General features: G+C 71.7%; 28 protein-coding genes. 15 read left to right on the top strand and 13 right to left on the bottom strand.

Annotated elements, in window-relative coordinates:
• Positions 1–352 precede the first annotated feature (352 nt).
• On the top strand, positions 353–1,171 hold the full coding sequence (locus tag ACYVF7_RS40530) for a hypothetical protein (RefSeq protein WP_460351250.1): 819 nt from the start codon (positions 353–355) through the stop codon (positions 1,169–1,171).
• Between the two features lie 189 nt (positions 1,172–1,360).
• On the opposite strand, the gene ACYVF7_RS40525 is transcribed toward ACYVF7_RS40530, so the two are convergent.
• Positions 1,361–2,680: a methyltransferase gene (locus ACYVF7_RS40525; protein ID WP_460351248.1), complete on the bottom strand. Its 1,320-nt coding sequence runs from the start codon at positions 2,678–2,680 to the stop codon at positions 1,361–1,363.
• A gap of 249 nt (positions 2,681–2,929) precedes the next feature.
• On the opposite strand from ACYVF7_RS40525, the gene ACYVF7_RS40520 reads away from it, so the two are divergent.
• Positions 2,930–3,169 carry a hypothetical protein gene (locus ACYVF7_RS40520; RefSeq protein WP_460351246.1) on the top strand — a complete coding sequence of 80 codons (240 nt, stop codon included), beginning with the start codon at positions 2,930–2,932 and terminating at the stop codon, positions 3,167–3,169.
• A gap of 542 nt (positions 3,170–3,711) precedes the next feature.
• Here ACYVF7_RS40520 and kynU read toward each other — a convergent pair.
• Positions 3,712–4,893: a kynureninase gene (gene kynU, locus ACYVF7_RS40515; RefSeq protein ID WP_460351244.1), complete on the bottom strand. Its 1,182-nt coding sequence runs from the start codon at positions 4,891–4,893 to the stop codon at positions 3,712–3,714.
• A 13-nt stretch (positions 4,894–4,906) separates the two neighbouring features.
• Positions 4,907–5,752, bottom strand: a complete 846-nt coding sequence (locus ACYVF7_RS40510; RefSeq protein WP_460351242.1) for a tryptophan 2,3-dioxygenase — start codon at positions 5,750–5,752, stop codon at positions 4,907–4,909.
• A gap of 114 nt (positions 5,753–5,866) precedes the next feature.
• Here ACYVF7_RS40510 and ACYVF7_RS40505 point away from each other — a divergent pair, with 114 nt between their 5' ends.
• Both ACYVF7_RS40505 and ACYVF7_RS40500 read left to right on the top strand, forming a co-directional pair.
• Positions 5,867–6,337, top strand: coding sequence for an Lrp/AsnC family transcriptional regulator (locus ACYVF7_RS40505; protein ID WP_460351240.1), 471 nt, complete (start codon positions 5,867–5,869; stop codon positions 6,335–6,337).
• Complete coding sequence (locus ACYVF7_RS40500) at positions 6,313–6,936, top strand: nucleoside/nucleotide kinase family protein (RefSeq protein WP_460351238.1); 624 nt, start codon at positions 6,313–6,315, stop codon at positions 6,934–6,936. Before ACYVF7_RS40505 ends, ACYVF7_RS40500 begins: the two co-directional genes overlap by 25 nt.
• Before the next feature lie 9 nt (positions 6,937–6,945).
• Here the strand turns inward: ACYVF7_RS40500 and ACYVF7_RS40495 are convergent, their stop codons facing one another.
• From ACYVF7_RS40495 to ACYVF7_RS40465, 7 genes are all read right to left on the bottom strand, one after another.
• Complete coding sequence (locus ACYVF7_RS40495; protein ID WP_460351236.1) at positions 6,946–7,398, bottom strand: cysteine dioxygenase; 453 nt, start codon at positions 7,396–7,398, stop codon at positions 6,946–6,948.
• Between the two features lie 359 nt (positions 7,399–7,757).
• The gene (locus tag ACYVF7_RS40490) at positions 7,758–8,702 is read right to left on the bottom strand and encodes an aminotransferase class V-fold PLP-dependent enzyme (protein ID WP_460351234.1); all 945 of its coding nucleotides are present in this window, start codon (positions 8,700–8,702) and stop codon (positions 7,758–7,760) included.
• Positions 8,699–9,490 carry an IclR family transcriptional regulator gene (locus tag ACYVF7_RS40485; RefSeq protein WP_460351232.1) on the bottom strand — a complete coding sequence of 264 codons (792 nt, stop codon included), beginning with the start codon at positions 9,488–9,490 and terminating at the stop codon, positions 8,699–8,701. Before ACYVF7_RS40485 ends, ACYVF7_RS40490 begins: the two co-directional genes overlap by 4 nt.
• 322 nt (positions 9,491–9,812) lie before the next feature.
• Complete coding sequence (locus ACYVF7_RS40480; protein ID WP_460351230.1) at positions 9,813–11,459, bottom strand: long-chain fatty acid--CoA ligase; 1,647 nt, start codon at positions 11,457–11,459, stop codon at positions 9,813–9,815.
• Between the two features lie 177 nt (positions 11,460–11,636).
• On the bottom strand, positions 11,637–14,180 hold the full coding sequence (locus ACYVF7_RS40475) for an FtsX-like permease family protein (RefSeq protein ID WP_460351228.1): 2,544 nt from the start codon (positions 14,178–14,180) through the stop codon (positions 11,637–11,639).
• Positions 14,180–14,947 carry an ABC transporter ATP-binding protein gene (locus ACYVF7_RS40470; RefSeq protein ID WP_460351226.1) on the bottom strand — a complete coding sequence of 256 codons (768 nt, stop codon included), beginning with the start codon at positions 14,945–14,947 and terminating at the stop codon, positions 14,180–14,182. Before ACYVF7_RS40470 ends, ACYVF7_RS40475 begins: the two co-directional genes overlap by 1 nt.
• On the bottom strand, positions 14,944–15,174 hold the full coding sequence (locus ACYVF7_RS40465) for a hypothetical protein (RefSeq protein WP_460351224.1): 231 nt from the start codon (positions 15,172–15,174) through the stop codon (positions 14,944–14,946). Before ACYVF7_RS40465 ends, ACYVF7_RS40470 begins: the two co-directional genes overlap by 4 nt.
• A gap of 183 nt (positions 15,175–15,357) precedes the next feature.
• On the opposite strand from ACYVF7_RS40465, the gene ACYVF7_RS40460 reads away from it, so the two are divergent.
• From ACYVF7_RS40460 to ACYVF7_RS40450, 3 genes are all read left to right on the top strand, one after another.
• Complete coding sequence (locus tag ACYVF7_RS40460; protein ID WP_460351222.1) at positions 15,358–16,611, top strand: sensor histidine kinase; 1,254 nt, start codon at positions 15,358–15,360, stop codon at positions 16,609–16,611.
• Positions 16,599–17,252, top strand: coding sequence for a response regulator (locus ACYVF7_RS40455; protein ID WP_460351220.1), 654 nt, complete (start codon positions 16,599–16,601; stop codon positions 17,250–17,252). The genes ACYVF7_RS40460 and ACYVF7_RS40455 overlap by 13 nt, the downstream gene beginning before the upstream one ends.
• Positions 17,253–17,501: 249 nt before the next feature.
• Positions 17,502–19,571: a beta-glucosidase gene (locus tag ACYVF7_RS40450; protein WP_460351218.1), complete on the top strand. Its 2,070-nt coding sequence runs from the start codon at positions 17,502–17,504 to the stop codon at positions 19,569–19,571.
• Between the two features lie 168 nt (positions 19,572–19,739).
• On the opposite strand, the gene ACYVF7_RS40445 is transcribed toward ACYVF7_RS40450, so the two are convergent.
• Both ACYVF7_RS40445 and ACYVF7_RS40440 read right to left on the bottom strand, forming a co-directional pair.
• Positions 19,740–20,339, bottom strand: a complete 600-nt coding sequence (locus ACYVF7_RS40445; protein WP_460351216.1) for an LURP-one-related/scramblase family protein — start codon at positions 20,337–20,339, stop codon at positions 19,740–19,742.
• 95 nt (positions 20,340–20,434) lie between these two features.
• Positions 20,435–21,967 carry a UxaA family hydrolase gene (locus ACYVF7_RS40440; protein WP_460351214.1) on the bottom strand — a complete coding sequence of 511 codons (1,533 nt, stop codon included), beginning with the start codon at positions 21,965–21,967 and terminating at the stop codon, positions 20,435–20,437.
• A gap of 350 nt (positions 21,968–22,317) precedes the next feature.
• Between ACYVF7_RS40440 and gvpJ the strand changes: the two genes are divergently transcribed.
• Genes gvpJ through ACYVF7_RS40400 form a run of 8 tightly spaced genes read left to right on the top strand, consistent with a single transcriptional unit; the run spans position 22,318 to position 25,964 of the window.
• Positions 22,318–22,734 carry a gas vesicle protein GvpJ gene (gvpJ, locus tag ACYVF7_RS40435; RefSeq protein ID WP_460351212.1) on the top strand — a complete coding sequence of 139 codons (417 nt, stop codon included), beginning with the start codon at positions 22,318–22,320 and terminating at the stop codon, positions 22,732–22,734.
• Positions 22,731–23,468 (top strand): GvpL/GvpF family gas vesicle protein, encoded by a 738-nt coding sequence (locus ACYVF7_RS40430; protein ID WP_460351210.1) that lies wholly within the window; start codon positions 22,731–22,733, stop codon positions 23,466–23,468. Before gvpJ ends, ACYVF7_RS40430 begins: the two co-directional genes overlap by 4 nt.
• Before the next feature lies 1 nt (position 23,469).
• A complete protein-coding gene (locus ACYVF7_RS40425) occupies positions 23,470–23,709 on the top strand; it encodes a gas vesicle protein GvpG (RefSeq protein WP_460351208.1) in 240 nt (79 codons plus the stop codon).
• Between the two features lie 5 nt (positions 23,710–23,714).
• A complete protein-coding gene (locus ACYVF7_RS40420) occupies positions 23,715–23,996 on the top strand; it encodes a gas vesicle protein GvpO (protein ID WP_460351206.1) in 282 nt (93 codons plus the stop codon).
• A complete protein-coding gene (locus ACYVF7_RS40415) occupies positions 23,993–24,700 on the top strand; it encodes a gas vesicle protein (protein ID WP_460351204.1) in 708 nt (235 codons plus the stop codon). The genes ACYVF7_RS40420 and ACYVF7_RS40415 overlap by 4 nt, the downstream gene beginning before the upstream one ends.
• Entirely contained in the window at positions 24,693–25,466 is a 774-nt protein-coding gene (locus ACYVF7_RS40410) for a GvpL/GvpF family gas vesicle protein (RefSeq protein WP_460351202.1), read from the top strand. Before ACYVF7_RS40415 ends, ACYVF7_RS40410 begins: the two co-directional genes overlap by 8 nt.
• On the top strand, positions 25,463–25,693 hold the full coding sequence (locus ACYVF7_RS40405; RefSeq protein ID WP_460351200.1) for a gas vesicle protein: 231 nt from the start codon (positions 25,463–25,465) through the stop codon (positions 25,691–25,693). Before ACYVF7_RS40410 ends, ACYVF7_RS40405 begins: the two co-directional genes overlap by 4 nt.
• On the top strand, positions 25,674–25,964 hold the full coding sequence (locus ACYVF7_RS40400; protein ID WP_460351198.1) for a gas vesicle protein K: 291 nt from the start codon (positions 25,674–25,676) through the stop codon (positions 25,962–25,964). Before ACYVF7_RS40405 ends, ACYVF7_RS40400 begins: the two co-directional genes overlap by 20 nt.
• Positions 25,965–26,134: 170 nt before the next feature.
• Here ACYVF7_RS40400 and ACYVF7_RS40395 read toward each other — a convergent pair whose 3' ends face one another.
• A complete protein-coding gene (locus ACYVF7_RS40395) occupies positions 26,135–26,425 on the bottom strand; it encodes a hypothetical protein (protein WP_460351196.1) in 291 nt (96 codons plus the stop codon).
• Positions 26,426–26,428 lie beyond the last annotated feature (3 nt).

Here is a 26,428-nt window from a genome sequence, read left to right as displayed (position 1 = left end):
CCCGGCGTTGGCGCGTGGGGACATTGCGGGCTTTTCTGGTGAAAAGCCTGGTAGGCGGCTTTTTTACGGAATGTCGCACTTGGGTGGTCACGCAGCGCTCATCCCGCCGTCCGATCGGCGGCTGGCCAGGTACGGCCAAGATCGCTACTGGCCGGTTGACCTGGTGGGGTTCACCGTTTTAGATCTTGGTCACCGGTTCGACCGGGGGTTCGTCCGGCCGGCGGATCCCCCGCACCGGAGCCCCGACGACCTGCGCCGTGCACCGTAAGACCCCGCTCGGCGACCGCCTTCACCGAGGGCGGTGGCGCATCTCGACCGCGGCTGCACCATGCCACCACCTGAGAGGTACTGGATGAAGTCGATCACGCGCCGCATCCTGGCCACGGCCACCGCCGCCCCCATCGTGCTCGCCCTGACCGCCCCCGCCGCCCACGCCGACCCCTCCCCGGTCAAGGTCGACTTCACGTCGTGCCCCGACCGGCTTCCGGTCGGCGCCGACCCGGCCCAATGGTGGTGCAACATCTTCGTCGTCGGCGGTGGATCCATGAAGCTCGGCGGCATCACCCAGCCGCTCACCGAGCACATGACGATCAGCGTGGCCAGCGGCCCCGACCGCGCCGGCAAGCAGGTCCAGATCGTCACCGTCACCGCCAAGGCGATGACGGTGCCCGGCGGGGCGCTCGGCATCCCCGGCACCGAGAACACGCCCGGCATCAAGCTGCAGGCCCTGCCGAAGTACGTCGGGAACTTCGGGCTGTCCGTCGACGACAGCGGCAACCTGCACTCCACCATCGACCTGCGCATCAAGCTGATCAACGCGCTGCTGGGCAGCACGTGCTACATCGGCACGAAGAAGACGCCCATCAAACTGAACACGACGGTGGACCCGACGAGCCTCACCCCGTACGACGGCGACATCGTCGGCCTGACCCTGAACGACAACGCCTACAGCGTCCCGGGGGCGGACGGCTGCGGCCTCCTCACCCCGGTCGTGAACTTCCGCGGCGGCCTGCCCGCCGCCTCCGGCCAGAACACGGCGAGCATGCGGACCTACCTCGCGAGCAAGGTCTACACCGACCTGTACCCCGCTCTGCGCAAGAAGGCGCGGTCCAAGCCCGCCAAGAACCGGCTGCCCTTCAACCTGCCGAAGACGATCCTGCGGCACAAATAGCCGGGCGCGGCCCGCCCTCGGTGGCGGGACCCGCGCCCTCGGTACCGCCCGGGGCGGACTTGCCGGACCAAGTTCGTCCCGGGCACCCGTTTCTCGCCGAGCCGGCACCAGAACGTGAACGCGGACACCGCGCGTGCGCCGGTCCGCGCCGGTTCGATCACGCGTGCGGCCACATCCCGGCCGTCCCGGTCATGAGCCGCCGGCCGGAACAGCGGTCAGGGCCGCCATGTCGAGGGCGAGCGGCCGGGTGTCGACCAGGTGAAAACCGGCGACGCGCAGCAGCCGGCGGTACTCCTCGTAGGTGCGTTCCCGCCCGCCGATGTTGTTGACGGCCATGTGTACGTCCCAGGCGATGGCCAGGGACGGTGTGCCGTCCGTCGGGATGGGGCGTTCGATGATGACCAGCCGTGCGGTCTCCGACATGGCCCGGCGGCAGTTCGCCAGGATCTTCAGGCACTGTTCGTCGTCCCAGTCGTGGAGGATGCGGGAGAGCAAGTAGACGTCGCCGCCCTCCGGCACCCGCTCGGTGAAGTCGCCGCCGATGACCTCGCACCGGTCGAGCAGGTCGTCCTTCTCGAGCTCCTCGCGGGCCGCGTCGACCACCGCGGGCTGGTCGAACAGCACGCCCCGGGTGGCGGAAGCCGCCATGAGGATGTGGCGGAGCAGGTCGCCGTGGCCGCCTGCGACGTCGACGACGGTTCCCGCGTCGGTGAAGTCGATCACCTTGGGGACGCCGCTGAACCACGTCGACCCGGCCGCCATGGCGCCGTGGAAGACGCTTGCCTGGTCAGGATGCTCGTTCAGGTAGTCGAACGGCGGCATGCCCAGGGCGTGCTCGAAGGCGTTCTCGCCCGTGCGGACGGAATGCGAGAGGGAGCCGAAGCTGCGGTAGAAGATCCCGCCGTACAGCCGGGCGACGTCGCGGAGTGCTCCGGTCCGCAGTGTCATGCCGAGCCCGGTCAGGCTCCACCGCCCGTCGTCCCGGCGCACGACGCTCAGTGACTCCAGGTACCGGAGTACCCGGTGCAACAGGTCGGGGTCGGCGTTCGTCAGCGTGGCGAGCTCGGCGCTGGTCGCCGGGTGTGACTTCAGGTGGTCGGCGATGCCGAGCTCCGCGGCCGCGCACAGGGCCTGGGTGGTCCACGCACCGGTCAGCAGGTCCAGCATCCGCCGCGTCGACTCCTCGTCGGCGGGCGGCTCCGGCACGGTGCGGGCCGGACGAGACGGTTCCGACGACCGCAGGTGGGTGGCCAGCAGATCGTGATGGCCGTCGACGAGCAGCTCCAGCCTGCGCGGCCATCCCTGGGGCGCGACGAGACCCTCGGTGCGGAAGTACAGGACGGTGCGGCCCGCCGGGCCTTCATAAGGGTTGAATCCGCCGCCGTCGGGCGCCATTCCCGCAGGGCCGGTGAGTAGCTCCCACAGCCGTTCCGTCAGGTGTGGTTCGGGCGCGGCGACGTCGATTGCGAAATGTGTTTCATGGTTGGCCCGGCGTTCGTCGTCCAGCATCCGTTGAAATCTCTCACCTGACCCCACTGGGCAAAGGAATATCTCGATTTCACCGACATCGCCTGGTTCATCATCGGAAAAGGCGGCATGTACGATCTGGACCTGTAGGTCCGCCGCGGGAATGCCATATCGGCGGGCCACCCTTTCGCGTACGACGGTGCTCGGCCGCGGCACCCCGAGGTTCAGCCCAATGCCGGTCAGTGGGGCGGCGAGTGCGCTCGGCCCGGACGGGAACACCATGACCGAGCCGTGCGCGACGCGGCAGTGCCGCGCGATCTCCGCGGCGACGTGTGCGGGCGTGCCACTGGGCAGGATCTCGGCGAGCAGCTTGCCGGCGCTCAACGACCGGGTGAAGTCCATGACCCGTCGGATGCGTCCGGCATCGATGTCCTCGAGGGGCATATCGCCGGTCACCCCGGCTTCATCAATGGAATGCTCGCCTTTGAATGTTTCCATGACATTCTCCCGAATCGCTGGATACTTACCTGATTGTCGAGCCGGTTACTTACCGTCTATAGTCAGGACGCGTCATGCCGTGCGCAGTTCGGTGGCTTATTGAACCCGTGTCCGACGAGTGTCTCCGTATCGGTCGCCGCAGCGGTGATTCCGTGAGAACTCCATCGTCGGAATCATCGACGATGATCATCGTTCCATATGGGCCTGGGGCCGCGCACCGATTCGGGAGTTCCTTCTTCGGTCGCCGACTACTGGGGAAGCCGCGGCCTGCGGGGTTCGGGAGCCCTGAGCTGCCGGTCGATCATCTGGCGGCCGGAACTGGACACGCCACGGTGAGCCGTTGGATGACGACGCGACGGCCCCGCTCTTCTGCCCATCAAGGCCAGGGAGCGGGGCCATTTCGTGCTGACCGAGGCTGATGCCGTTCGACTCCACGGCGACCCGGAGCGGCGGAACATAGGTGTGGGGAGCGGACTGCACTGGATCCGTGCCGAGAGGTCCGCCTACGAGGTCGGTCTCCGACACCTGCAGGGCTCGGGGGAGCTCTGCGATGTGGGATCGGCGGTGACCGCGGGTCAGGCCGTCGCGAGGATGTCGGCGAGGAGCCGCGCGGCGTGGTGTGCGTCGGTGTGGGTGACGTAGAGCGGCGCGAAGCCGAAGCGAAGGACGTCGGGGGCGCGGAAGTCGCCGATGACCTCGCGCTTGATCAGCTCCGTCATGACGGCCTCGGCGGCCTCGTGACGGAGGGACACCTGGTGGCCGCGCCGCTCGTCGCGAGGCGTCACCACCTCCACCGCGCCGGCCGGGAGCAGTTCGTCGACGCACTCGATGAAGAAGCCCGTCAGGGACAGGCCCTTGGCGCGGACGTCGGCCAGGGCCACGCCGTCCCAGACCTCCAGGGCCGACTCCAGGGCGAGCAGGGACAGGATGTCGGGGGTGCCGCAGCGGGCCCGCTCGACGCCCTCGGCCGGGACGTAGTCCGGGGCCATGGCGAACGGTTCGCGGTGACCACCCCAGCCGGACAGCGGCTGGTCGAGCGACTCCTGCAGGTCACGGCGCACGTAGATGAAGGCCGGCGCGCCGGGGCCGCCGTTCAGGAACTTGTACGTGCAGCCGACCGCGAGGTCGACGCCGAGCGCGTCCAGCTCGATCGGGAGCACGCCGACGCTGTGGCACAGGTCCCAGACGACGCGGGCGCCGGCCGCGTGGACCAGCTCCGTCACGGCCGCCATGTCGTGCAGCCGGCCCGTCCGGTAGTCCACGTGGTTGAGCAGCGCCACGGCGGTGCGCTCGCCGAGCGCCGCCGGCAGGTCGTCGACGTGCACCGCCCGCAGCTCCGTGCCGGTGAGCTCGGCGACCGAAGCCGCGATGTACCCGTCGGTGGGGAACGTCGCGGCGTCGACGAGGATCTCCCGCCGCCCGGGCGCGAGCCGTACGGTGGCCACGAGGGCCTTGAAGATGTTCACGCTCGTCGAGTCGGCGACGACGACCTGGCCGGGGGCGGCCCCGACCAGCGGGGCGATCCGCTCGCCGACCCGCCGGGGCGCCTCCCACCAGCCCTCCGACCACGATCGGATCAGCCGCCCGCCCCACTGCTCGCGGACGACCCTCCCCACGTGGTCGGCGACGCGCCGGAGCGGGGCGCCGAGGGAGTTGCCGTCGAGGTAGACGGTGCCGGGCGGCAGGTCGAACTCGGCGCGCAGCCGCGCCAGAGGATCTGCGGCGTCGAGCTCTGCGGCGCGGTCGATCAGGTCCATCAGCGGCGATCCTTCAGACGTGGGAACGGGCGGTCCACAGCTCCGGGAAGATATCCCTGCTCACTCGCTTCTCCAGCCAGGCCACTCCGGCGGAGCCCCCGGTGCCCGCCTTGGCGCCCATCGCCCGGCGGGTGGCCATCAGGTGGTCGTGCCGCCAGCCGGTGAACTCCTCGGCGACGTCGGTCAGTGCCTCCCCGAGCCGGGTCGCCTCACCGGCGTCGGTGGCGTAGATCTTGGCCCAGACCTCTTCCACGGCGGAGTGGGGGCTGTACGCCTGCGTGAGGTCGCGCTCGAGCACCTCGTCCGGTACGGAGTGGCCCCGGCGCGCCAGCAGCGCGAGGGCCGCGTCGTACACGCCCGGCTCGCCGAGCGCCTGGGTCAGCTCGGCATGCTGGGCGGGGACCGACCGGTGCGGCACGAGCATCGACGCGGACTTCTCGCCGAGCAGGAACTCCACGTGCCGGTACGCCGCCGACTGGAACCCGGATCCCTCCCCGAGGGCGTCGCGGAACGCGTTGAACTCCCGCGGAGTCATCCGTGCGATCGGCAGCCACGCGGCGCGCAGCGCCTTCAGGTGCGTGGTGCAGCGGCGCAGTGCGGCGACGCCTCCACGGACGTCGTCGGCCCGCAGCCGGTCGCGGGCGTTCCTCAGGTCGAAGACCAGCAGGCCGAAGTAGAGCTCCATCACCTGGGTGACCACGAGGAACGACATCTCCAGAGGCTCGTCGGTGACCGGCCTCTGGAGCGCGTGCAGGGTGGACGCGTGCACATAGTCTTCGTACGGCGTGGTGCCGCCGAAGTCGAGCTTCGGCTCATCGGCGTGCAGTATCGGGCAGCCGGACGATGCTTCGGACGTCACCTTTGACCTCCTTCATCACGTTGTGGACGAAATCCATTCTGCGCGGCCCGACCCCGAGACCACAGGGGCGACGGGGAACCCTGAGACGGTGATTCTTTACGATCGTCACTGAATATGGCGGTTAGGCTTACGAGCGTGAAACCCGACCTCGACGCCGTCGACTGGGCCCTTCTCGGGGCGCTCCAGGAGGACGCGCGGCTGTCGTTCAACGAGCTCGCCCGCAGGGTCCACCTGTCCGCCCCGACGGTCGCCCAGCGGGTGCGCCGCCTGGAGGAGACCGGCGTGATCACCGGCTACCACGCCCGGGTCGATCCGGCGGCGGCCGGGTTCGCCGTCGTCGCCCAGGTCCGGATGAAGTGCTACGGCGCCCGCTGCATCACCGTGCACCCGGAGCTGCTCGACGACATCCCCGAGGTCCTCGAGGTGTCCCGGCTCACCGGGGACGTGTGCTCCATGGTCCTGGTCGCCACCACCTCGGTCGCCGAGCTCGAGCGCATCCTGGTGCGCCTCGCGTCCCACGGCGAGACGAGCTCGGCGATGGTCCTGTCCACCCCGATCCCGTGGCGACCGCTCACCCCCGCCTGACGGTGATACGGGAACTCGGCGCCCTGCTGCGGGCGGCCCCACCGCGGGCCGGCCGTACCCGCGTCATCGCGATCGACGGGCGGTCCGGTTCGGGCAAGTCGACCGTGGCCGCCCTACTCCGGGAGGAACTGGACGCCCCCGTGGTCGGTCTCGAGGGCCTCTACGGCGGCTGGGACGGCCTGGAGCACGGCGTCGACCTGCTGGTCTCGGAGGTGCTCGAGCCGCTCGCCGCCGGGCGCGCCGCACACGTCCCGCGCTACGACTGGATCGACCAGGCGTGGGGCGATCCGATCGAGCTGTCGCCGCCGGGGCTGCTCATCGTGGAAGGCGTCGGCGCCGGAGCACGCCGTGCCGCCCGCCACGCGAGCGTGCTGGTGTGGCTGGAGGCGGCGGACCGGACCCGCCGGCAACGCGCGCTGGACCGCGACGGCGACGTGTACCGGCCGCACTGGGATCGCTGGGCGGCGCAGGAGGACGCGATGCTCGAACGCGAGGCGACGTGGGACCGCGCCGACGCCGTCGTACGAACCGACGCGGCGCCGGACCCGTCAGGTCCCGGCGTACTGCGGTTCGAACGCCGGCCGGGAGCGGCCCGGTGACGGCGCGTGTCACCAGTCGTCCGCGCGCTCCTCGACCAGCTTGACCAGGCCGCCGCCGGTGAGGTCGTAGCGGTTCATCACCGTGAGCCGGGGAGAGTACACGTGGACGCTGACCGCCGGGGCGGTCGAGACGTTGGTCACCGAATGGATGTAGTCCGGCCCGAACTCCCGGAAGTCGCCGGGCGCGAGGTCGCGTTCGACGGCCAGGTCGTGTTCGCGCAGGCCCCCGAGGGCGACGGCGAAGGCGCCCCGGGACCCTCCGTGGTCGTGGAAGCCGGTCGACTGGCCCGGCATCCAGCTGAGCAGCCAGATCTCGTGATCGTCGTCCTGGTGGAGGCGCTCGTACCAGCGTTCCTCGGTGCTCAGGCGTACGCGGTGGATCCATTCGTCGGGGGTGGTCGCCAACCGCCGGGCGATGTCGGCCAGGCGGGTCTGGGTGGGCGCGGAAGTGCTCGCGGCCATGTGCTGCTGCTCCTGTTCACTCTGAGGCCCTTCGGTTCACGCGGGTACGGGCGTGGTACACAGCGCGCTCGCCTGCCGTCGCAGATCGACGGGCAGGTTCAGCCAACGTTGAACCTCGGAGTGCATTGGACGAGCATGGCGGCAATTCCCTAGTAAGTCAATCTGGATGGTTCGAAAGCCTTCCCCTGCCGTTCTCGTGCGGCGATCGTCAACCCGCCAGGGCGCGCAGCACGGCGGCCACGTCATCGTCGTTGTTGAAGTAGTGGAAGCCGGCTGGAGGCGGTCCCCGGTCACCAGCGCGTGCACCCGGTGCGACCGGAGCCGGTCGCGCACTCCATCCGGGTCCGTGACCCGTACCGTCACGATGTGGCTGGGCCGGCGCCGACCGGGGCCGCTCCGGCGGCCTGGGCGCCGTCCCGGAACGCGCAGGCCAGCGTGAGGCAGTGTCGTTCGACGGTCTCCGCCGGAAGGCTCGAGCACAGCTCGATGGCCGCCACGGCGCCGACCCAGGAGAGCCAGGCCGGTGAGGCGTCGCAGCGAGCCGCGCCCGCGGCAGGGTGCAACGGGCCGCCGAAGTAGCCGCCGTCCGCGGTCGATTTCCAGCTCGGCAGCAAGGGCCGTAGCTCGTCGTGGTGCGGGGTGACCAGCCAGGCGGCCCCGCGTGGGCAGAGCAGCCACTTGTACCCGTGTACGGCGAGATAGTCCGGACGTACCGCGGCCAGGTCCGGGCGGAGTACGCCGAGGGACTGGGTGGCGTCCACGAACAGGCGTGCGCCCACCGCGTCGGTGGCGGACCGCAGGCGGGCCAGGTCGACCCGCTCGCCGTCGATGGACAGTACGTGGCTGACGGCGACCAGCGCGGTGGCGTCGTCGATGGCGGTCAGGAGCGACTCGGTACGGCCGCCGGGCCCGGTGGGCACCTGGAGGATCCGGTAGCCCCTGGCCTCCAGCGTGAGCCAGGGAAACAGGTTGCTGCGAAACTCCTCATCACCGACGACGACGGTCCGTCCGGCGGGCGGCAGCGACGTGGCGACCGTGGCCGCGGCCTCCGCGACCGAACCCATCAGCGCGACATCGGTGGCGGGCACGCCGAGATAACGGGCGAAGGCGAGCCTGGCCGCCGGCGCCGCGCCCTCCCATTCCGCCGCGCCGAACCGGCCGGCCTGCCAGGAAGTGATCGCCTCGGTGAGCGCGGCGGTCACCGGCAGCGGGCCAGGAGGGCTCGCCGGAGTGTCGAGCCACACCCGGTCGGACAGGGCGGGGAAGAGCGCCCGGAACCGGTCCGGGGTCATCGGGGCGGTCACGGCCGCGGCTCCGGTCGGGCCGCGGGGTGGCCGGCCTCGGCGGCATGGGACATCACCATCCGGGCGATGCTCGCCTCGTTGGCGTCCAGGCGGGCCACGGGCATCGCGACGGTCAGCGACCCGGCCACCGCGCCGGCCAGGTCGAAGAACGGCGCGGACACGCAGCCGACGCCCTCCTCGAACTCCTGGCGTTCCACCGCGTATCCCTTGGCCAGCGCCGTCTCGAGGATCCTCCGCAGCTCCGTACGCCGGGTGACGGTGTGCTCGGTGAGTCTCGGCAGTGAACGGGCCGGCAGGATACGGCGACGCTCGACCTCCGGCAGCCGGGACAGGATGGCCCGGCACGAAGCTCGGGCGTGGAGGTTGTCGCGCGTGCCCGGCTGCAGCATCCGCACCACGAGTGCGCCGCGCCCTTCGGCGATCTCCTGGAGCGCGATGCCGCTGCCGCGCAGCACACAGGCGTAGGCGGTGTCACCGGTCTCGTCCCGCAGCGCATGAAGGGCGCGCGAGACCCGCGGCTCAAGGGTCAACGTCATCCGCAGGCGGCGGAACATCGTCGAGATGCTCGGCCCCACCTCGTAGAAACCGGCCGGAGTACGCACGACGTAGCCGGTCAGCTCCAAGGTCTTGAGCATCTGATAACAGGTGCTCTGGCTGAGCCCGAGCTTGTGCGCGAGCGACTTCGCGGTCGCCCGTCCCTCGGCGCCCACGACCTCTTCGAGGACGGCCAGACCCCGCGTGAGCGTCCGCAGCTCACGAGGGTCGGCCACGCCGGCGGCGGCCGTCATGGCCGCGACACCGTGGCGATGTGGGGGTACCTCCCGATCGGAGCGGCCATCCTGGTCGGGTCGGAGCGGCTGAGCATCTACGCCTCTTTCCTGGAACGGTCGTCGACACGCTAGACACGTGACACGGCCCGTTCCAGGTATCCACCGCCAGATTCCGGCTATCCCGGAAAATCGTCCGCGCCATGTCGGCCGATCCCTTCGCCCGCGCGCAGGTGTCCGAGCCGATCGACGAGCCGCAGGGGCGCGGCGAGCGAGGGCGACCTCGCCGCTACTTGGCGTCGATCAGCTGAAAGGTAACCGGTAAGTGGTATTTTCGCTGGCTTCAGAGCCGTTCGATCTTGACCTCGTCGGCGCGGTAGCGGGCCCGCAGCGGCTTCTTGTCGAACTTGCCGACCGTCGTCTTGGGGATCTCCTCGACGAACGCCCAGTTCTCCGGAACCTGCCAGCGTGCGACCTTGCCGGCCAGGAACTCGGCGAGTTCGGCCGCGGTCACGGAGCGGCCGTCGCGGGTGACGACGAAGGCGAGCGGGCGCTCGTCCCAGCGCGGGTCGGGGATGCCGATCACCGCGGCCTCGAGGACCGCGGGGTGGGAGACCAGGTGGTTCTCCAGCTCGACGGAGGAGATCCACTCGCCGCCGGACTTGATGACGTCCTTGGCCCGGTCGGTGATCTGGAAGAAGCCCCGGTCGTCGACCGTGCCGATGTCGCCGGTCCGCAGCCAGCCGTCGTGGAACTTCTCCGGGGCGGGATCGCGGTGGTACGAGCCGGTGATCCACGGCCCGCGCACCTCGATCTCGCCCACGGACGTGCCGTCCCAGGGCAGCTCCTCGCCCAGCGCGTCGACGATCCGCATCTCCACGCCGGCCGTGACACGGCCCGACTTCAGGCGCCAGTCGACGTCCTCCGGGGTGCCCGGCTCCACACCGGGTGGGGGGAAGGCCATGCCGCCGAGCGGGCTGGTCTCGGTCATGCCCCAGCCCTGGATGATCCGCAGGCCGTACCGCTCCTCGAAGGCCTCCAGCAGCGCGCGGGGCGCGGCGGCGCCGCCGGAGGTGCCCGTCCGCAGCGACGACAGGTCGATCTCGTGGGCGGCGCCGTAGTTGAGGATCGCGCTCCAGATCGTCGGCACCGCCGAGGAGACGGTGCTGCGCTCGGCCGCGATGAAGGCGGTCAGGTGCTCGGGCTGGAGGAACGGCCCGGGCATGTGGAGCGTCGCCCCGGACAGGAACGCGGCGTACGGCAGGCCCCACGCGTTGACGTGGAACATCGGGACGATCGCGAGCACGCGGTCCTTCTCGGTGACGCCCAGCAGCGACGCCGACGTCGCCGCCAGGGCGTGCAGGAAGGTCGAGCGCTGGGAGTAGACGACGCCCTTCGGGTCGCCCGTCGTGCCGCTCGTGTAGCACATCGACGCGGCGGACCGCTCGTCGAGCTCGGGCCAGTCGAACCCGGGCTCCTCGGCGGCCAGCAGCTCGTGGAAGCGCAGCACGCGCGCCGCGCCGAGGGCGGACGCGTCGCCGTCGCCGACGACGATGAACGCCTCCACGGTGGGCAGCCGGTCGGCCACGCGGGCGAGCAGCGGCACCAGGGAATCGTCGACGATGATGACCCGGTCCTCGGCGTGCTCGACGATGTGGGCGAGCTGGTCGGGGAACAGCCGGATGTTCAGCGTGTGCAGCACCGCGCCCATCCCCGGGACGGCGAAGTACGCCTCGAGGTGCTCCTGGTTGTTCCAGCAGAACGTCGCAACGCGGTCGCCCGCGCCGACGCCCAGCCGGGCCAGGGCGGCGGCGAGCCGTTCGGCGTTCTCGGCGACCTGCCGGTACGACGCCCGGCGCGGCTCACCACCGGTCCAGGTCACGCACTCGCTGCCGCCGTACACGCGGGCCCCGTGCCGCAGGATCGCGGAGACCGTGAGGGGGAATTCCTGCATCGTGCTGGCGATCATCGCGGCCCTTTCGACGTACATACCGACCGGTCGGTAGCAGAGTAGAAGTCCCACCTCCGACCCGTCAACGATGTCCCTTAAAGGACGGTCCGCGACGAACGGCGCCGCGCGATGAACCGGCGGCCGGGCCGGACCGGGCGTCGGAGTGGACCGGCCGCGCGGTGAGCCGGTGGCCGGGGTCGGCGCACCGCGCGGCGGTCAGGAGCGCTGGGCGAGGACGGCCGCGGGCGACGCTCGTAGCGCGGCTCGGGCCGGGAGCTCGCTGGCGAGCCAGGCGATCGCCGCGACGAGGCCGGCGATCGCCGGCAGGAGCCAGACCGGTCCCGCGGCCCACGGGTGGCCGAGGAAGCCGGTGCCCAGCAGGGCCAGCGGGATCGCCGACAGCGCGATCCCGGCGCCGACGGCGGCGACGGAGATCAGCGCGGCCTCGCGGCGCACCATCGCGACGATCTGCCGTGGGGTGGCCCCGACGAGCCGGAGCGAGGTGAACTCGTCGCGGCGCTGTGCGGCCGAGGCCGCCAGCCGGTTGGCGACCGCCAGCAGAACGTAGCCCAGCAGGACGGCGAGCACGACGACGTTCACCCAGACCTCCGGTGGCGTCGGCGTCTTCCCGACGCCGTCGGGGTCCGCGGCCTGCGCGCCCGGCTCGTGCGCGGCGAGCGCGGCGAGGGCTCGCCTTACCTCCGGCCCCCGGCCCGGGACGGCGCGGACGAGTACCTTGTCGGCCAGGCCGGTCGTGGTGTGTCCGGCGACCAGGCCGCGCGAGGCGACGACGTCTCCGAAGCCCAGGCTCCGGTCGTACGTGGCGACGACCCGTACGACGGCCGTGGTCCCGTCGCCGAGGGTCACGGTGACGTGGTCCCCGACCTTGGCGTCGCGGGCGAAGGCGGTGGTCCTGCTGATCGCGATGGCGGCGCCGGTGAGGTCGCTCAGCGCGCCGTCGCGGAGCCCGAGGTCCAGCATGCCCGCCGCGTCGGACCCGGTCACGAGCGTCCGGTACGACGCGACCATCTTCTTTCCGTCGTCGCGGTACGGCCACAGCACGGTCGTCGTGGCCACCGGCACGGCGGCGGCGACGCCGGGGGTCGTACGGACCTCGTCGGCCAGCCGCGTGGGGACTCCGCCGAGGCCGGGCGCGGTGACGGTGACGTCGGCGCGCGTGGACACCCTGGCCTGGTGGTCGGTGGCGGCCATCAGCGTCGTCTGGGTGAGCGCGTAGCTCAGCGTGAAGGCGACGGCCATGCCGAGCGCCGTGACCGCCCCGCCGACCCGGACCGCGTAGCCGTGGCCGTTGCTGACCGCGAGCCAGGTCGTCGGCGACGTACGGCGCGGCAGCCGCCCCAGCAGCGCGCCGCTGCCGTTCCGGACGAGGTACGGACCGGCGAGGCCGAGGCCGATGACCGCCAGGATGCTCGCCGAGCCGGTGGCGACGGTGGCCTCGGCGGTTCGGAGCAGCAGGGGAACAGCCGAGGCCACCATCGCGCCGACGATGAGCAGCAGCCCGATCCGGGTGCGTACGACCGACGGCGTCCGCGGGTCGGTCCGTGACTCGGCGACGGCCTCGGTCGCCGACATCCGCGAGGTACGGAACGCGGCGCTCAGCGCCGAGACGCGGACCGCGGCGGACAGGAGCAGGGCGGCCGCGAGGCCCGGCAGGGGGCTCCAGGCGAGCGGCAGGCGGTCCGGCAGCACGCCGTGCGTGGCCAGCAGGTCGCCGAACCGGCCGGCGAGGAGATAGCCGAGCGCCACGCCGAACGGGAGGGGGAGCAACGCGACGGCGCCGGTCTGATTGGCGATGAGGCGGCGGACCTGGCGTGGTGTGGCGCCCACGGCGCGCATGAGGGCGAGGTCGCGGCGCTGCCCGGCGATCGATATGGACAGCGCGCCGGCGACGACGAACCCGACGATCATCAGGACGACCCCCGAGATCGAGCCCGCGAGCATGAACAGCAGCGTGCGGGCCGTCGCCGCGCCGGGCTCCTCGACGTCACCGCGCGTGGCGCCCGTCGCCACCGTGAGGTCGCCCTGGCCGTCGGCCCGCAGGGCCTGGCGGACGCGCGTGGCCAGATCGCCGACATCCGTGCCGGGGGCGGCGCGGAGCGCCACGAGATCGACCGTCGCGCGCTTCGGCCCGGCGTCCCGGCCGGCCAAGTGGGCCGCCGTGGCGTCGGCGAAATAGACCCCGGGCCGCCCGCCGACGACGGCGGACACCCGGTACTCGCCCCGCAGGCCGGCGGCCACGACCGTCACCCGTTCACCGGGGGAGACTCCGGCCCGCGCGGCGGTGACGGCGTCGAGCGCCACCTCCCCCGGGCGGGCCGGAGGAGCCCCTCGCACGGCACCGGGCCCCGGCAGCGTCCTGGACGACCAGCCGTGCCCCGCCGTCCGAGGATCCCCGGCGACGACGGCGCCCCCGCGCCCGACGACGGCGGCGGGCAGGCTCACGTCGCCGACGGAGGAGGCGACCCCGGGCAGCCCGGCCAGCAGATGAACGAGGCGCGCGGGGATCACCGCACGCTCCGGCAGCGGCTCGGCCAGGTCCTCGTCCTGGTCGACCGACTGCCGGCCGGAGACGACGACGTCCGCGTCGGCGAGGCGCTCGACCGGGATGTGGGAGCGCAGCCCCGACTCGGCCAGCACGCCGGTGGCCGTGATGAAGGCGGTCCCGCCCAGGACCGCGCACACGATCGCGACGAGCGCCCCGAGCCGGCCGCGGGCGAGCAGGAGGGAGATCCGGAACATCAGCGGTCCCCCAGCGAGCTCAGCCGGCCCGCGAGCACCTGGGCCGTGGGGTCGCCGATCACGTCGACGATCCGCCCGTCGGCCATGATCAGGACTTCGTGGGCGCGGGCCGCGGCGGCCGGGTCGTGCGTCACCATCACGATGGTCTGGCCGAGCTCGTCCACGATCTGGCGCAGGAGCGTGAGGACGTGCCCGGAGCTGCGGACGTCCAGCGCCCCGGTCGGCTCGTCGGCGAACACGATGTCGGGGCGGGCGGCCAGCGCCCGGACGATCGCCACCCGCTGCTGCTGCCCACCGGACATCTCGGAGGGGCGGCGGTGCAGCGTGCCGTCCAGGCCGGTGCGGTCGACCAGCGCGCGGATCCACTCCTGGTCCGGGGCGCGGCCGGCGAGCCGCAGTGGGAGAGTGATGTTCTGCTCGACGGTCAGCGAGGGGAGCAGGTTGTAGCCCTGGAACACGAAGCCGATCCGGTCCCGGCGCAGCACCGTGCGGCGGGCCTCGTCGAGGCGGCCGAGGTCGGTGTCCCCGATCACCACGGTTCCCGAGGTCGGGGTGTCCAGCCCCGCCGCGATCTGGAGCAGCGTGCTCTTGCCCGAGCCGGACGGTCCCATCACCGCGAGGAACCTGCCTCGGGGGACGGTGAGCGACACGTCGTCGAGCGCGGTCACCTCCACGGTGCCCGTGCGGTGCACCTTGGTGACCTTGTCGAGGCCGATCACCTGTCCCGGCGGCGCGGGACGGGTGTCGGCGGATCCGCGGCGCCTCATGCCCGGCCCCGGCGGAACCGGTCCGCGATCAGCCAGGCGACGCACAGGACGGTGACGACGCCGAACGCCAGGCTCACCGGAATGGGGAGTCCGGCCGTCGAGGTCGCCGCGTTCCCGGCGGCGCTGATCACCAGGACGGTCCAGAGGGTCGTGCGCAGCGCGCCGATGCCGTGCCGTTCCGGGGCGGCGGCACTGTGCTGGTCGATGCGGTAGGGGTCGTTCGTCATGGGTTCCTCCTTGGTAGGGCCATGACGCTACGGACCGCGCTGACCTGCGGCGATCCCGCGCACTACTCGATCGCGGTACAGCAGGCACCACTCTTTCCGCGTTCCCCCCGCTCTTTCCGCGTTCCACCGCGAACCGGCGTATTCATCCATAAGGTGGTCCACTGATCGGGGGAGGACATGGAGATGCCAGCCTGGGACGACGGCGCGGTCCGCCGTGCGCTCCGCGGCTCGATCGAGGCGTACCAACGGCTCGCCGGCGGCCTGGGCACCGCACTCCTCGCCCTGGTCACCGCGGTCGGGCTGCTCGTCGTCGCCGTGCTCTGCCTGGTCGGCGTCGGACTGCCGCTTCTCCCCGCCGCGCCGGCGGCCGTACGCGCGGTGGCCGGCCGGGAGCGCGAGCGGCTGAGCCGGTGGGGCGACGAGGTCATCAGCCCGTACTCCCCGTGGCCGAACGGCTGGGCCGCGCGCCTCCGCGCCGCCGCCGCGGATCCGGCCACCGGGCGTGACCTGCGGTGGCTGTTCACCCACGCCGTCTTCGGGTTCCTGCTGGGTTTCATCGGTGTGCTGCTGCCGCTGCTCGGCGTCCGGGACCTGAGCTTCCCCCTGTGGTCCTGGGTGCTGCCGGGTGGCCAGGTCACCACCTCCGTGGGCATCCCCGTCGACGGGTGGACGGGGATGGTGTCCAGCGTCCTCCTGGGCGTCGGGTGGGTGGCGATCCTCATCGGCCTGACCCCGGCGATGGCGCGGCTCCAGGCCCGGCCCGGGTTGCGTCTGCTCCGGCCGCACCCCGGCGTGGACCTGTCCGCGCGCGTCGCGGAGCTGACCGCGACCCGGGCCGCCGCCCTGGACGCCCACACCGCCGAGCTGCGGCGGATCGAGCGCTCTCTGCACGACGGCACGCAGAACCGGCTCGTCGGCGTGACGGTCCTGCTGGGCGCGGCGCGGCGGGCGCTGAAGAAGGACCCCGCCATCGCCGACCAGGCGCTCGAGCAGGCCCAGTCCGCTGCCGAGCAGGCCCTCGCGGAGTTGCGCGCGGTGGTCCGCGCGATCCTGCCGCCCGTCCTCGAACAGCGCGGGCTCGGCGGTGCGCTGGCCGCGCTGGCGGCCGGGTGCGCCGTGCCCTGCCGGGTGTCGGTCGACGTGCCGGGCTCCCGTCCCGCGTCGGTCGACGCGACCGCGTACTTCGTGGTCGCCGAGGCCCTCACCAACATCTCCAAGCACAGCCACGCCCGGCACGCGGCCGTCGACGTGCGTCAGACCAGGGACCGGCTCCACCTGCGCGTCGAGGACGACGGGCGCGGGGGCGCCGACGACAGGTCCGGAAGCGGCATCGTCGGCATCCGCCGCCGGGTCGAGGCGCACGACGGACGCGTGACCTTCTCGAGCCCGCCGGGCGGGCCGACCATTCTCGACGTGGAGTTGCCGTGCGTGTTGTGATCGCCGAAGACGACGCCCTGCTGCGCGCGGGTCTCGAACTGCTGCTGCGCGGGGAGGGGTTCGAGGTGGTGGCCGCCGTCGAGACGCCGGACGCCTTCCTCGCCGCCGTCGACGCGGACCCGCCCGACATCGCCATCGTCGACGTGCGCATGCCGCCCACCCACACCGACGAGGGCATCAAGGCGGCGGTGGCCGCCCGGGCGCGCCATCCGAAACTCGCCGTGCTCGTGCTGTCGGCGTACGTCGAGGAGTCCTTCGCGACCGATCTGCTCGCCGGTGGCACGTCCGGTGTCGGCTACCTGCTCAAGGAGCGTGTGGGGCGGGTCGAGCGGTTCCTCGACGCCCTGAACCGAGTCGTCGCCGGGGGCACCGCCATCGACCCGGAGATCGTCGCCCAGCTGTTCGCCCACCGGCGTGCCGACGACCCGCTGGACCGGCTGACACCGCGCGAGCGCGACGTGCTGGCGCTCATGGCCGAGGGCCTCGGCAACGTCGCCATCGCCCAGCGCCTGGTCGTCACCGAGGGCGCCGTTCACAAGCACATCCGCAGCATCTTCGCCAAGCTCGACCTGCGGCCGACCGAGCACACGGACCGCCGCGTCGCCGCCGTCCTGCGCTACCTCGAGAGTGCGGGGAAGTAACGCGATACATCCGATGAATTCGGCATCTTGGGTTCATCGTTCGCCGGTCCGTACTTGCGTGACCGGGCCACTGCGGTGCCGTCAGGCCGTTCGGTGAACCTCGCGAGGCGTCACAGAACACCCTTGACTCCTCCGATGTCTGATGTTTTCGTGTGTCACAGCCCCTGACCTCTCGAGTACCTCCGGCGGACCCGGCGCGCCGACCACGCGCCCTCGCCGTGGCTCTCGGCAGACCCTCCGAGGAGCATCATGAGACGCCTGCCCACCGCGATCGCCGCGGCCGTGGCCCTCATCGGGCCGCTCGCCGTCGCACCGGCCGCCGTGGCCGAACGCGCACCCACGCCCGAGCAACGTGCCGCCGCCCTCGTCGCGCAGATGACGCTCGACGAGAAGATCACCCAGACGCACACCACCGGCAAGGGCGCCGGCGGCATCTCGCGGTTCGTGCCCGGCGTTCCCCGGCTCGGCATCCCCGACTTCCTCATCAGCAACGGCCCGGCCGGCGTCGGCACCGGAGCGGTCCCCACGCAGCCCGACGCCACGGCACTGCCCGCACCCGTCGCCCTCGCCGCCGGATTCGATCCGGGCCTGGCCCGGCAGTACGGCGTCGTCGAAGGCCGGGAGACGGGGAACGTCGGCCACAGCCTGCTCGAGGCGCCCGACGTCAACATGGTGCGCGTCTACCAGAACGGCCGCGCCTTCGAGAACTACGGCGAGGACCCCTACCTCGCCTCCCGGCTCGCGGTGGCCAACATCCAGGGCATCCAGAGCCAGGGCGTGCTCGCCGAGGTGAAGCACTACGCCGCCAACGACCAGGAGACCAACCGCAAGACCATCAACGAGCAGATCGACGACCGCACCCTCCACGAGATCCACCTGCCGGCCTTCGAGGCGGCGGTGAAGGAGGGGCACGTCGCCTCGGTGATGTGCGCCTACCCGTCCATCAACGGCTCGTTCGCATGCGAGAACAAGCACCTGCTGACCGACGTGCTGCGCGGCCAGTGGGGCTTCCGCGGCTTCGTCCAGTCCGACGCCAGCGCCACGCACACCGCCGTCGGCTCCGCCGACGCCGGGCAGGACCTCGAGCTGCGGGACAACGGCCCGTACGACGAGGAGCTCAAGCAGGCGGTCCTCGACGGCAAGGTCAGCATGCAGCAGCTGGACACGATGATCGTGCGCCGGCTCGCCATCGAGATCCGCGCCGGGCTGTTCGACCACCCGCGGACGGTCACGCCCATCGACGCGGCCGCCGGGGGAGCGGTGGCGCGGTCGGTCGCCGAGCAGACCGCCGTCCTGCTGAAGAACACCGGCTCGGCCCTGCCGCTGAACGCGAAGGGCCTGAAGTCGATCGCGGTGGTCGGCCCGTACGCGCAGGCCGCGCACCCGGGCGGCGGCGGCAGCTCGCACGTCAAGCCGCTGTACACGGTCAGCCCCGTCGAGGGCATCCAGAAGCGCGCCGGCGCGGGCGTGACTGTCCAGAGCGCCGACGGATCCGACGCGGCCGCCGCGGCGAAGCTCGCCGCCTCCTCGGACGTGGCCGTGGTCGTCGTCGGCGACGTCGAGAAGGAGGGGGCGGACCGGGCGAACCTGTCGCTGTCCGCCGACCAGGACCAGCTGGTCCGCTCGGTGGTCGCGGCGAACCCGCGCACGATCGTCGTCCTCAACAGCGGCGCGCCCGTCCTGCTGCCCTGGATCGACAGCGTCCCCGCCGTCCTGGAGACCTGGTACCCGGGCGAGGAGGACGGCAACGCGCTCGCGGCGCTGCTGTTCGGCGACGCGAACCCGTCCGGCAAGCTGCCGGTGACCTTCCCGCGCAGCGAGACCCAGACGCCGGTGAGCACGCCCGAGCGGTACCCCGGCGTGAACGGCACGGCGACCTACTCCGAGAAGCTCGAGATCGGCTACCGCTGGTACGACGCGCAGGGCCAGCAGCCGCTGTTCCCCTTCGGGTACGGCCTGTCGTACACGAACTTCAAGTTCGACCACCTGACGGTCTCGCCGCGATCGGACTCGCACGGGCACGTGACGGTGGGCGTCGACGTCCGTAACACCGGTTCCCGTACGGGCGCGGAGGTCGCCCAGGTCTACGTGACCGCGCCGGCGTCGGCCGGGGAGCCCCCGAAGCAGCTCAAGGGCTTCGCCAAGGTGACGCTGCGTCCGGGCCAGACGAAGCACGTGACGTTGCGGCTCGACGCGCGGGCGTTCTCGATCTGGGACACCGCCTCGCAGCGGTGGACGGTCGTCGGCGGCCGCCACGTCATCGCGGTCGGCGACTCCTCGCGGAACCTGCCGCTGTCGGCGTCGGTTCGCCTCCCCTGACGGGCGCCGAAGGCCCGGTCGGAGGCATCCGGCCGGGCCTTCGGGCGTTCATCGGCGGAGCGGTCGGGTCGGCCTCCCGGCATTCCGCGGTCGGCGGCGTCCCCGCCGGACCCCTGGCGCTCAGCGGCGGACGCGGTCCGCGTTCGCCGGGGCCGGAGCGCGTACGGCTCAGCGGTGCTGCAGCGCGTCGAGCGCGACCGCCTGGGCGATGACCAGGCGGCGGTCCAGGCGCGGGTCCTTGATCTCGACGACGTACCGGTCCCGGAGGCCGAACTTCTTGTCCACGGAGAACGTCTCCTGCTCGTTCGCGGTGAAGTCGAAGTGGTACGGCCAGGCGAACGGCAGGCTGTCGACGTAGGGGATGAAGTCCCAGACCCGGCGCAGGATGGCGACGGTCTTGTTGCGCTCCGAACCGGTGGTGACGCCGAGGCCCGGCTGCTCGAGGTGCCAGGTGGAGGCGAGCAGTGAGGCCTTGAAGTCCTTGCGGAAGTTGCCGATCGGCTGCCCGCCCGGGTCGGTCACGTCGTACGTCGCGGCCAGGTCGAGCCGCTGGCGCGCCTTGAACCCGAAGAGCGGCTGCTCCTTGCGGTCGTCGGCGTAGAAGGTCACCTGCTCCTTGAACGCCATGCGCTTCTGCTGGGCGAACGCGACCAGTTCGCCCTCGGAGCCGTCCGGGTTCTCGGTGTGCACCTCGTACTGGTTCACCATCAGCCGTACGCGCTGGCGGACGAGCAATCGCCGCTGCGCCTGAAAGGTGGAGAAGTCCATGATTTACCCCGTTCTGTACGTCAAGCTGAGGACCAGCAAAGGTACAGAAACGGTAAAGCGCCTGCCGTGGGGCGGCGATGATCGTGCTGGAAACGTCACATCACGGCGCCGAGCTGCCAGGGCACGAACTCCTCGTCGCCGAAGCCGAGCTCCTCGCTGCGCGTCCGGCGGCCGGACGCGGTGGCCAGCACCAGGTCGAAGATCCGCTGGCCCATCTCGGCGACGTCGCACTCGCCGTCGGCGATCAGACCGCAGTTGATGTCCATGTCGTCGGTCATCCGCTCGTACAGCGGCGTGTTGGTGGCGAGTTTGAGGCTGGGCGTCGGCTTGCAGCCGAAGACCGATCCGCGGCCGGTCGTGAAGCACAGCACGTGCGCGCCGCCGGCGACCATGCCGGTCGCGTTGACCGGGTCGTAGCCCGGGGTGTCCATGAACACCAGTCCCTTGGCGGTGATCGGTTCGGCGTACTGGACCACGTCGGCGAGGTTGGACTGGCCGCCCTTCGCGGCGGCGCCCAGGGACTTCTCCAGGATGGTGGTCAGGCCGCCGGCCTTGTTGCCGGGGGAGGGGTTGTTGTCCATCGAGCCGTCGTGCTTGGCGGTGTACTCCTCCCACCAGCGGATCCGGCGGACGAGCTTCTCGCCGACCTCGCGGCTGACGGCGCGCCGGACGAGCAGGTGCTCGGCGCCGTAGATCTCCGGGGTCTCGCCGAACACCGCGGTGCCGCCGTGGCGGATGAGCAGGTCGGCGGCCGCGCCGAGCGCCGGGTTGGCGGTGATGCCGGAGTAGCCGTCCGAGCCGCCGCACTCCATCGCGAGGACCAGTTCGGAGGCGGGCACGGGCTGCCGCCGCACGGCGTTCGCCGCGGACAGCATGTCCTTGATCCGGGAGACCCCCTCGGCCACCGTCGCGCGGGTGCCGCCGAGCTCCTGGATCGTCATCGGGACCACCGGAGTGTCCCGGCCGACCCCCCATTCCTCGACGAGGGAGCGGACCTCGTTCACCTCGCAGCCGAGGCCGAGCACGAGGAATCCCGCGAAGTTCGGGTGGTTCGCGTATCCGGTGAGGGTGCGCCGCAGGACGGTGAACTCCTCGCTGCCCTCGCCGGCCATGCCGCAGCCCAGGGTGTGGGTCAGCGCGACCACGCCGTCCACCATGGGGTACTCGTCCAGCGGACCGGGCAGGCCCTCCTGCCGCCGGAACCGCTCCGCGATGCGGCGGGCGGTGGTCGCCGAGCAGTTCACCGTGGTGAGGATCCCGATGTAATTGCGGGTGGCGACCCGGCCGTCGGGCCGGACGATCCCGTCGAACGTCGCCCGCTCCGCGACGGGCACGGGGTCCTCGGGGCGGACGCCGACGCCGTACTCGTACTCCCGGTCGAACATCTGGAACCCGAGGTTGTGGGTGTGCACCTGCTCACCGGCGGCCACGGGCCGCGTGGTGAAGCCGATCACCTGGCCGTACTTGCGCACCGGGGCGTCGGCCGGCAGGTCGCGCAGAGCGATCTTGTGTCCGCGCGGCACGTCGTTCCGGGCGACGAGCCCCTCGCGGACCGCCGCACCGGCTGCGAGATCCTCGGTGGCCAGGGCCACGTCGTCGTCCGGATGCAGGATCAGCAGGGCGGTCATCCGTCACTCCGTTCGGAATAGCGAACACTGTCCGATATCTTCCCCCGAGTCGACGCCTGGGCCAAACCTCGGCCCTATTTCGTGCGGACCGGATCGGCCGCCGGATCGTGCGCGGCCATCGACGCTGAGTCACATTCCAATGGCGTGTTCCGCTCCATTCGAACGCCCCGTACAACGCTGATTCCGCTCTGTCGATCTGGCTGGAGGCGGCGCGGTGACCTGCACCCCGATTACGGACGCCGTAGAGGTGGTGCCCGTTTGAGGGTGATTTGTGCGGGTAGCCGCTGACGAACCGGCCGGTGACCGCGGGTACCGGTTCCGGCCGGACGTCGAAAAGAAGGAGATGAACCATGAGCAGTGGGCAGATTGCCCAACGCGGCGCTCCCGTGGAACGGTCTCATGCCGGAGGCGGTCTCGCGGACGTCGTCGAACTCATCCTCGACAAGGGCCTCGTCATCGACGCCTTCGTCCGAGTCTCCCTCGTCGGCATCGAACTGCTGCGCATCGACGCCCGAATCGTCGTCGCCAGCGTCGACACATATCTGCGTTTCGCCGAGGCCTGCAACCGCCTCGACATCGCCAATGACGGCTCCAGCGCGGGACTTCCCCAGCTCATCGGCCAGATGGAGGAGAGCGGCGCCCGCCGCAAGACCAGGGGCGCGCTCTCAGGCGCCGGTGAGAAGCTCCGCGACAGTCTCGGCCGAGGGCAGGAGAAGGAGAAGTCCGGGGCGCGCAAGAAGGGCGATGACGACGAGGAGGAGTCGTGACCGTGCAGTACGTCTATGGCGTCACCGACGCCGATGTCGAGCTCCCCGGGACGCTGAAGGGGATCGACGGAGGGGAGGTCGCCGTGGTCACCCACGGCCGCTGCGCGGCCCTCGTGAGCGACCTCGCCGCGGACCGGCCCCTGGGCACGCGTGACGACCTCCTGGGTCACCAGGGCGTCCTCGAGCAGGTGGTCGAGGCCGGGGCGACCGTCCTGCCGTTCCGGTTCGGCGGCGCGCTGACCGACCGGGACGCCGTCGTCCAGGAGCTGCTGGCCCCCAACGAGGAGGACTTCGTCCAGCAGCTCGAACGGGTGCGCGGGCAGGTCGAGATGCGGATCAAGGCGCGGTACGTCGAAGACGCCGTGCTGCGCGAGATGGTCCAACAGGAGCCGGAGATCGCCGAGCTCAACGAGCGGGTCCGGCAACTCCCCGAGGACGCCGCCTACTACGACCGGGTACGGCTCGGCGAGCTCATCGCGCAGGGCTTCGCCCGCCGCCGTCAGAACGACGGGCAGGGTCTCCTCGATGCCCTGGCGCCCCGGGCCAAGGCGGTCGCGCAGCGCGAACTGTCCCGCGAGGACGACGTGCTGGACGCGGGCTTCCTGATCGGCCGGCAGGAGCGCGAGGCGTTCGAGAAGCTCGTCGAGGAGGTCGGCCAGGACAAATCCGGGCGCATCCGACTACGCCTCGCCGGGCCGCTGCCCCCGTACGACTTCGTCGGGCAGGAGGCCTGACATGGGCCTCTTCACCGGGCTGGTGCTCCTGCCACTGGCTCCGGTCCGCGGGGTCGTATGGCTGGCCGAACAGGTGCAGGAGACGGCCGAAAGCCGGCTGTACGACCCCCAGCGCATCGTCCGCCTCCTGGAAGAGGTGGCTGAGGCGCGTGACGCCGGCGAGATCACCGAGGAAGAGGCCGCTCGCCAGGAGGACGAGCTGGTGAGCCTGCTGGCGAGGGGCCCCGCTGGAGGTAGGTGACCACCGTGGCCCAGAGCAGAAACGGTCTCTCCGCGGAGAAGGCCGCCCAGAAGGCCGTCGAGCACGTCGTCGACCTGACGGGCCGGGACAGCGAAGGCGTCATCGGCCTCGAACGGACCGACGACGGGTGGCGGGTCGGCGTGGAGGTCGTGGAGTCCCGCCGCATCCCGGACACCAGCGACATCCTCGCCGTGTACGAGGCGGAACTCGACGGCCGCGGCAACCTGCTCGCATACCGGAGAACCGGCCGCTACTACCGCGGGCGGTTCGATTGGGACAAAAAATGACCGAAGTCACGTGGGCCGGCGGCTCGCGCTCCGTCGCTCCCCAGGGGGGCGGGCCGTCATCGACCAACCTGGCCGATCTTCTTGAGCGGATCCTCGACAAGGGGATCGTCATCGTCGGCGACATCCGCGTCAACCTGCTCGACATCGAGCTGCTGACGATCAAGCTCCGGCTGCTGGTCGCGTCGGTGGACAAGGCGAAGGAGATGGGGATCGACTGGTGGGAGCACGACCCGACGCTGTCGTCCAAGCAGAGCGAGGTCCTCGAGGAGAACCGCCGGCTCCGTGAGCGCCTCGCCGCCCTCGAGGGCGGCGACGGCGCCTCCTCGGACGCGTCCTTGGAAGAGGGGGAGTCATCGGACGAGGCGGCGCCCGCCCTGGAGTCCTCGGACGAGGCAGCGCCCGCTCTGGAGTCGTCCGACGCCGGCGCCGCCGAGGGAGCCCGGAAGACCACGGGCGGCACACGGAAGGCCGCCGCGAGCGGTGGGAAGAGGACCGGAGGCGGCCGGTCGACGGAGGGCGGCGGTCGCTCGGGAACGGGCGGCAGGTCGACGGCGGGGAGCGGTCGCTCGGCGGAGGGAGGCCGGTCGACGGCGGCAAGCGGTCGCTCGACGGCGGCAAGCGGTCGCTCGGCGGCGGGCGGCGGGAGGAAGACCGCCGGCAGCCGCCGGAAGGCGACCGGGGACGCGGAGGCGGATCGTGGCTGACATCGGCGTCTACCTCTACGGAGTGGCGCAGGACCTCGCCCCCGACGCTCTCCGCGACCTTCCCGGCGTGGCCGGCACGCAGGTCCGCGCCGTCGCGGACGGTGGATTCACGGCGCTCGTGAGCACCGTGGACCTGGAGGAGTTCGGGGAGGCGGCCCTGCGGCGCAACCTGGAGAGCCTGTCCTGGCTGGAGGCGACGGCGCGGGCCCACCACGACGTCGTGGACGTGGTGGCGCGGGCCGCGCCCACCGCGCCGGTGCGGATCGCGACGGTCTACCGCGACGACGAGCGGGTCCGGGAGGTGCTGCGGGAGCGGCGCGACGAGCTCACCGACGTGCTGGGCCGGGTCGTCGGCCGGGCCGAGTGGGGCGTCAAGGCGTACGGGACCGCGGAGGCACCGTCACCGGAGCCCGCCGAGTCGGAGCAGGCCGCCGGGGACCGCCCCGGAATGGCCTACCTGCGGCGTCGGCGCGTACAACAGCAGAGCCGGGAGGACGCCTCCCGGCGGCTGGCCGAGCAGGCCCAGGAGATCCACGCCACGCTCGGCCGGTACGCCGTGGCGACCCGGCGGCATCCGCCGCAGGACCCTCGGCTGTCCGGGCACGAGGGCACGATGATCCTCAACGTCGCGTACCTGCTCGACGAGGACCGGGTCGGCGACCTGGCCGCCGCGGCCGACGAGCTACTGGCCCGGCTGCCCGGCGTCCGCATCGAGCTCACCGGCCCTTGGCCCGCCTACTCCTTCACCGAGTTGGACGCGACATGAGCATCGGCGACGACGTCGAGCGGGCCGTGGCGGTGCGCGAGGACCCGCGCGCGCTTTCGAGCGAACGAGTCACGCTCGTCGACCTGCTCGACCGGCTGCTCGCGGGCGGCGTGGTGATCGCCGGTGACGCCGTCATCTCGATCGCCGACATCGACCTCGTACGGGTGTCGCTGCGGGCGCTCATCACCACGGTCCGAGAGGAGTGCAATGACATCGTCCCTCACTGAGCGGATCCGGACGGATCCGGAGACGGTCGAGCGGGACCTGGCGTCCCTCGTCCTCACCGTGATCGAGCTGATCCGGCAGCTGATGGAGAAGCAGGCCCTCCGGCGCGTCGACGAGGACGAGAGCCTCACCGACGAGCAGGTCGAACAGCTCGGCCTGGCCCTGATGAAGCTCGACGAGGCCATGGAGCGGCTCAAGGACCACTTCGGCCTGACGGCCGCGGACCTCAACCTCGACCTCGGCCCGCTGGGGACCCTCCTGCCCGAGGCCTGAACACGCGCCGGCGCGGAAGCGACCGGTCTCGACATGGCGACCGCGCTCGACGTGGCGACCGGTCTCGACGTGGCCACCGGACGTGACGAGGTGACCGGATGTGACGAAACGACCGGACGGCGAACGATCGGGGAGGTCGTTCGCCGTCCGGTCGGCGGGCGGATCGAAGGTCACTTCCTCCGCATCCGGCGGAAGAGCCATCCCGCGAGGATCAGGATCGCGACCGGCAGGGCGCGGGGGCCGATGAATCTCAGGATGGCGCCGAGCACCCGCAGGAGCCTGGCGAGGGCGAGCGACTGGAGCACGCGGCCCACGGCGGGCAGCCGCAGCGCCTTCATCACCGTTCCCTGGGCCGCTTTCTTCGGCGTCTCCTTCAGGGTCTCCGCCGATTGCGCGATCTTCTTGTCCGGGCGGGCCTCAGCGGCCTTGTTCACCGCCGCACCCGCAATGTTCTTGCGCATATC

Source organism: Actinoallomurus acanthiterrae, assembly GCF_054775715.1.
Note: the sequence above shows the minus strand (reverse complement) of the source record. Positions and strands in the feature narration are given on the sequence as shown.